This window comes from Halalkalibacter akibai JCM 9157, assembly GCF_000513135.1.
Classification (GTDB): Bacteria; Bacillota; Bacilli; order Bacillales; family Bacillaceae_D; genus Halalkalibacter; species Halalkalibacter akibai.
Genome location: NZ_BAUV01000136.1, coordinates 1 through 651 on the forward strand (window position 1 = coordinate 1; position 651 = coordinate 651).

A 651-nucleotide genomic window follows, 5' to 3' on the forward strand; every position below is an offset into this window, starting at 1 on the left:
TTTATGTAGACTGACACCAAAGCGTGTCCAAAATCCCCCTCTCCCCAATTCTCCTCCATCCCTTCTCCCCCATGCCTTTACCCTACTTTTCCCAATTTCTGAAAGGTCATAAAGTGTGTCCAATATCAGCTTCTTTTTCCAACACGAATTATCTACTTTTTCGTTGGGAAATAGTCATAAAGTGTGTCCAGAGTAGAGTTAAGGTTTAAGGTTAAAAGACTTTCTTTTTCTCCCTCTTTTTCAGACCTTTTAGAGTACGCCCCAAGCCCTTTCAGGCTCTTTCTCATGCTTTTTATTCATGCTTGTTCTCATGCTATCTCATGCTTTTTATCATGCAAAAAAGACCGAAGGTCTGCGAATTCATGCAGATTAACCTTCGGTTATATATGGCACCTATGCTGTGGCATATGATCGCTCAGAACCTTGAATTTGTGGACAGATTGGGGAGAGATCAGGTAGGAAACAAGGATGGAGAAAGAAAAAAACAAAGGAACCAGAGGCAGTACCGTAGGTACTGTCGATGGCTCCTTCATTGTCGGTTAGCCTTGCATCCCATAACCTTTCCTCTACTCTATTTCCCGTTTTGGACACGCTTTTTGTCACTTGGACAAGGTTTAGTGTCAGCGGACAAGGTTTGGTGGGGGTAATCAA

At 42.7% G+C, this 651-nt stretch carries 1 protein-coding gene; it reads right to left on the reverse strand.

The annotated features are described in order from the left end of the window. Window positions 1-393: 393 nt before the first annotated feature. Window positions 394-651: hypothetical protein (locus tag JCM9157_RS25590; RefSeq protein ID WP_218186567.1), on the reverse strand; the 258-nt coding region annotated here is incomplete at its 5' end.